6 protein-coding genes are annotated in these 5,674 nt (G+C 46.5%); 3 read left to right on the top strand and 3 right to left on the bottom strand.

Annotated features, from left to right (window positions below):
- Window positions 1-1,180 (top strand): class I tRNA ligase family protein (locus tag VN105_RS01275; protein ID WP_325637137.1); only part of this gene is annotated, 1,180 nt, incomplete at its 5' end.
- A gap of 170 nt (window positions 1,181-1,350) precedes the next feature.
- On the opposite strand, the gene VN105_RS01270 is transcribed toward VN105_RS01275, so the two are convergent.
- From VN105_RS01270 to VN105_RS01260, 3 genes are read right to left on the bottom strand one after another with little or no spacing between them, the layout of a single operon-like run.
- Window positions 1,351-1,617 (bottom strand): hypothetical protein, encoded by a 267-nt coding sequence (locus tag VN105_RS01270; RefSeq protein ID WP_325637135.1) that lies wholly within the window; start codon window positions 1,615-1,617, stop codon window positions 1,351-1,353.
- Between the two features lie 10 nt (window positions 1,618-1,627).
- Window positions 1,628-3,037 (bottom strand): radical SAM protein, encoded by a 1,410-nt coding sequence (locus VN105_RS01265; protein ID WP_325637133.1) that lies wholly within the window; start codon window positions 3,035-3,037, stop codon window positions 1,628-1,630.
- The gene (locus tag VN105_RS01260) at window positions 3,030-3,788 is read right to left on the bottom strand and encodes a prolipoprotein diacylglyceryl transferase (protein WP_325637131.1); all 759 of its coding nucleotides are present in this window, start codon (window positions 3,786-3,788) and stop codon (window positions 3,030-3,032) included. The genes VN105_RS01265 and VN105_RS01260 overlap by 8 nt, the downstream gene beginning before the upstream one ends.
- Before the next feature lie 66 nt (window positions 3,789-3,854).
- Here VN105_RS01260 and VN105_RS01255 point away from each other — a divergent pair, with 66 nt between their 5' ends.
- Both VN105_RS01255 and VN105_RS01250 read left to right on the top strand, forming a co-directional pair.
- The gene (locus tag VN105_RS01255) at window positions 3,855-4,541 is read left to right on the top strand and encodes a peptidoglycan DD-metalloendopeptidase family protein (RefSeq protein ID WP_325637129.1); all 687 of its coding nucleotides are present in this window, start codon (window positions 3,855-3,857) and stop codon (window positions 4,539-4,541) included.
- Between the two features lie 87 nt (window positions 4,542-4,628).
- Complete coding sequence (locus tag VN105_RS01250; RefSeq protein ID WP_325637127.1) at window positions 4,629-5,480, top strand: endonuclease/exonuclease/phosphatase family protein; 852 nt, start codon at window positions 4,629-4,631, stop codon at window positions 5,478-5,480.
- The last annotated feature ends 194 nt before the right edge of the window (window positions 5,481-5,674 follow it).

Here is a 5,674-nt window from a genome sequence, read left to right as displayed (position 1 = left end):
GAATGTGGCTCCCGGCGTGAAGCGTGAAACCAATACCATGCCCGGCTATGCCGGCAGCAGCTGGTACTTCCTGCGCTATATGGATCCGCACAATGATAAAACCTTTGCCGACCGTAAAGCCACCGATTACTGGAACCAGGTAGATGTATATGTAGGCGGTACCGAACACGCCGTAGGGCACCTGCTCTATTCCCGCATGTGGACCAAAGTGCTGTACGACCTGGGTCATATTGGTTTTGATGAACCGTTTAAGTCGCTGATCAACCAGGGGATGATCCAGGGCTCATCCCGTTTTGTATATCGTATTCATGGTACAAATGAATTTGTTTCTGCGGGATTGAAGGATAGCTATCAAACAGACAGGCTTCATGTAGATGTGAGCTTCGTTGATGGTGTAACGTTAGATACAGAAGCCTTCACAAAATGGAAACCGGATTACCATAATGCCACTTTCATTCTCGAAGATGGACAATACATCTGTGGAACAGAGGTTGAAAAAATGAGCAAAAGCAAGTACAATACCGTAAACCCCAATCAACTGGTAGAAAAATACGGCGCTGATACTTTCCGCATGTACGAAATGTTCCTGGGCCCGGTAGAGCAATCCAAACCATGGGATACCAAAGGTATTGAAGGCGTGCACCGCTTCCTGAAAAAACTGTGGCGCCTGTTTGCCGATGAGCAAAAAGGTATCCTTGTTAATGAGCAACCAGCCACACCGAAAGAGCTGAAAATACTGCACAAAACCATTCAGAAAATAGACCATGATACTTCCAGCTTCTCGTACAATACAGCGGTAAGCCAGTTTATGATCTGTGTAAATGAACTCGCTACGCTGCGTTGTCATAAACGCAGCATCCTGGAACCATTGCTGATCCTGCTCACCCCCTATGCGCCTCACCTGTGTGAAGAGCTGTGGCAGTATATAGGCAATAATGAAAGCATCCTGAATGCACTTTACCCGGTATTTGAAGAGCAGTATACCAGGGAAAGCGCCTTCAATTACCCGATTGCGATCAACGGTAAAACCCGCTCTGAAATGGGATTCCCACTGGATGCGGCTATCCCGGACATTGAGAAGGAAGTACTCTCCAGTGAGGTGGTACAGAAATGGCTGGAAGGGAAAGCGCCTAAAAAAGTGATTATTGTAAAAGGGAAGATGATCAACGTGGTGATATAGGCACCCGCCTGAATTATAGAAAAAGGCTGTTATGCAGATAGCATGACAGCCTTTTTTATACCGTACCGATAGCATGTAAGCGCTACTTCAATAATATTATACGCATAAAAAACAAGTGGAAGCAATGACGCCAGCACCGCATGTTTTAGAATATTCTTCATGTACTTATCTTACCTGATACTCAATCCGCTTAAAATAATCCCGCAGGTAGATAATCCCACCAGTAAAATAATTCCTGATGAAAGCAACATCGCCTTCCCTACCTGGTTTTTATTGGCAATGATCAGGATAAGCCCAATTATAAAGTATGCCCCAACCAATACCATGGCCAGGATCCCTGCCATTAGAATGCCTTCATCGCCCGTAACGCACATCAGCAGGAAAATACCAAGTGGGATAAGTGTAAACAGCAGTACGTTTCTGAAAAATTCATTCATACATCATCATTTAAATAATGGGGGTAAATGCCCGTTCTTCCTGGAGTTGCTTCAAATATGATTCTTTATCATCACGATAAAACAGGTTCATGGTTTCAAACGGAATGATGCGGCCATCTTTATGAACAATGTGCACACAGGATTTCTTGATAGCGCGCACATCAAAATCGTACGCATCCAGGAAGCGCATGATCACGATGCGGAACAGGTTCGTATAGTCGAGCCCGGGAGCCTGTACCTGTGGCAGGCAGCAAAGCAGCGATTGCATATCATTTACAGCCGCATCGGTAGAAATGCCGGTACTGAATATTTTCAGGATGTGCTGATGCAGCCTTTCATCCTGCTCATACACGATGGTATTTTTTGAGTTGTTCAGTAATACCGCCGGATCTACATAGCGGGTGAGCGGGTACACCTGTCCGTCAATTTTGAGTGCATAGGCCATTGCCAGGGCATCGGGGTTACAGGGAACCGGGATAATGTCATGATCGCTCCAGATCGGTGATTGCTCCAGGATGCGCTGCCGGACTTCTGTCAGCGTAATACGATCCGTGGCCGGATCAAAGCCATCAGTACGGCCTGCCACCTGTACCGGTTGGAATGTAACACCGCGAACACAAGGCTGCTTCAGGGCATAGTCGATAATGGCGCCCATTTCGTCTTCATTCACGCCGCGTTGCAGGGTAACTACCAGCGTAGTACTGAGGTTTACTTCATTAAGATTCTCGAGCGCCTGTTTCCTGGTATCTGTAAGATCTTTTCCCCGCATGCGTTCCAGCGCTTCGGGCCTGAAACTGTCGAACTGCAGATACACCTCAAAATCCGGCATATAGGTAGCCAGGCGGGCGGTGAACTCCTTGTCTTTTGCAATACGCACGCCGTTGGTATTGATCATAAGATGTCTTATAGGCTTACGTTTGGCGATATCCAGTATTTCAAAGAACTGGGGATGGATAGTGGGTTCTCCCCCACTGAGCTGCACCACATCCGGTTGTCCTTCATTTTCCACGATGATATCCAGCATCTGTTCTATTTCTTCCAGGGTGCGGTGCCGGCCATAATGCGGCGACGACATAGCGTAACAGGTAGGACAGGTAAGGTTACAGCGGTCGGTTACCTCAATTACGCTTAGGCAGGAATGCTGCTCATGATCCTTGCATAGGCCGCAATCATAAGGGCAGCCATAATGCGTGTTGGTATTGGTTTTAAGCGGCGCTTCGGATGGCTTGTTATAGTTCCGGGTATTTTTGTAATAACTGATATCAGTGGCGATTAATACTTTTTCCATTCCATGATGCGGACAATGCTTCATCATAAAAACCTTTTCATCTTCAAATATCACCTTGGCGTCTACGCGGCGTAAACAGGTACTACAGATACTGAGCGTAAAATCGTAGTAGGTGTAATTTTTTTCAGGCATATTGTTTTTGTGTTAGTCGTGATGGAAAAATAATTACCGGCAAATAATAAAGCAATCCTGCCAAACAGGCCAGCTGTATAGATCCCAGGCCGAAGGCAAAACGGTACCCTGGCTTGATAAAATCGAGTCCGAAACGGAACAGCAGGTAACCGGTCATGAAAAGTTTAAACCGGGCGCCATTTGCGAGGGGGTAACGTCGGCTGGCAGCTCTTAGCATCTGCCATAACAATACCAGGAAAATAATTTCATAGAGAGATACAGGATGCCGGGGGATGCCATCGCCCAAATCAAGGCCCCAGGGTAATGAAGTGGGCAGTCCGTAGGTTTCTTCATAAATACCCATGGTAAAGCAGCCTATACGCCCTATGATCATGGCCAATATCAGCGGATACACAAAAAGGTCGCCGGTAGAATGCCGCTCACCCACTGCTTTTTTGGTCAGCTCTACCCCGATAAGGCCCCCCAGTAGCCCTCCTACGATGGTTTTATTCTGATAGATGTAAAATAACAGGTTATCGGCCTGGTACAGGCCTGGTGGATTTTCCAGCGCCCCTAATAACCGGCTGCCCAGCAAAGCGCCGAAAATGGCGCCTATAATGGCCCAAATACGATTACTATTGCCGATCCGGTCGCCCTGCCGCTTACGCAGGAATAAAAAATAGCGGAAGCCGATAAACATGCCCAGGGTTTCCGTTACCGCGTGCAGCGGAAGGTGTAAGGAAAACAAATTGATGTAAACGGGGAACTGCAAATGACCAGCATTATTTAATACACAAATTAATATTTATATTTAGACGAAAGTCAAGCCTTACAAAATATGTTACAGGAGGTTTTAAAGAAACACCAGTCCGCCTTCAAGCCGGTTATTCCGCTTTTGGGAGATCATGAATCCCTGCTGGTAATGGATTTCACCGCCAATAACACTACACTCACTAAAAACATACTCCAGGACATTAACCGCTTTAGCAGGTATATAGACAATACGCTGGAACAGAGCGGCTGCCGGCTTGGTATTGGCGGCTATGCGGAACACCGTACCATTTACGCAGTAAGCCCACATTTTGACGCCGGGGAAGAGCCACGCCGTTTACACCTGGGGATCGATGTATGGGGAGAAACCGGTACCCGCCTGTATGCACCTATGAATGCCCATATACATAGTTTCCGTTTTAACGACCATTTCGGAGATTATGGCGCCACCATTATATTACAGCACCAGCTCGACGGATATACTTTTTATACGCTGTACGGGCATCTCAGTATTTCCAACCTGCAGGGATTATATGAAAATATGCCCATTACGGCCGGGCAGCCACTGGCCCATTTTGGTACTCCGGCCGAAAACGGAGGATGGCCGCCACACCTGCATTTCCAGGTAATTGAAGATATGCAGGGTTTTCGCGGAGATTATCCCGGTGTATGCCGTTACAGTGAAAAAGAAAAATACCTGCAAAACTGCCCCGACCCTGATATCATCCTCCAACTGAATCAATATACCCATTAATAGGAACACTCCGGAGATAAGAAATTATTCCCCGGCGTTAGGATTTATCTTCTTCCATGCTATTTTTACAGGCTAAAATTGAATTGTATGAGAATACTATGGCTGACAGCCCTCTGCGGCCTGCTGGTGAGTTCCCTTGCAGCACAGGTTCCGTTGAAGGTAATGACTTTCAATATACGCTATAATAACCCGGACGACAGCGCCAATGCATGGCCCAACAGGAAAGACAAAGTAGCATCGGAAATCCTGTTCCTTGGTGCAAATACGTTGGGTGTACAGGAGGCGCTGAATGACCAGATGCAGGATCTTCAGCAAAGATTACCACAGTATAAAGCGATTGGTGTGGGCAGGGATGACGGAAAAACAAAAGGCGAATTTTCCGCTATATTCTACGATACCACCCGTTTACAACTATTAAAGAGCGAAACTTTCTGGCTGTCGGAAACCCCAACAGTAGCGGGGCACATAGGATGGGACGGCGCCTGCACCCGCATAGTGACATGGGGAAAGTTCAGGGATAAGCAAACGAATAAAATGTTTTACCATTTCAATACCCACTTTGATCATATGGGGAAAATTGCACGCAGGGAAAGCGCGAAATTACTGCTGCAAAAAGTACATCAGATCACCGGGAAAGATGCGGCTATTATTACCGGCGATTTCAATGCCGTTCCATCTGATGAACCCATTCAGATTATTATGAACTCCGGTGATCCGCTGCATTTAACAGACAGCAAGGCAATCAGTAAAACACCGCACTTTGGTCCTGCCGGTACTTTCAACGGATGGAATATTGCAGAAGCGGATGACCAGCCCATTGATTATATTTTTCTCAAAGGGAAATATGATGTTCTGAAACATGCCAGTATCTCCGAAACCTGGGAAGGAAGATATGCTTCCGATCATTTTGCCGTATACGCGGAGATCAATATCAGGTAGTAAAATAAATAACGGATCTGCAGAGAGATGCTCACAGTCTATCTCCCCACAGATCCGTTATTTAAGAGATTTTGCAGCTTAATCGTGGGTATGTTCCACCGACATGCTATTTTCCAGGGCGTCTACCACTTTGTTGTGGAGATTACCGTTAATGTCTACACTGATCTGTAACTTACCATTGGCGAAGGAACCCG

This window comes from Chitinophaga sp. (assembly GCF_035564935.1).
GTDB lineage: Bacteria > Bacteroidota > Bacteroidia > Chitinophagales > Chitinophagaceae > Chitinophaga.
The sequence above is the reverse complement of the archived record's forward strand: the minus strand, read 5'-3'. Positions and strand labels throughout refer to the sequence as shown.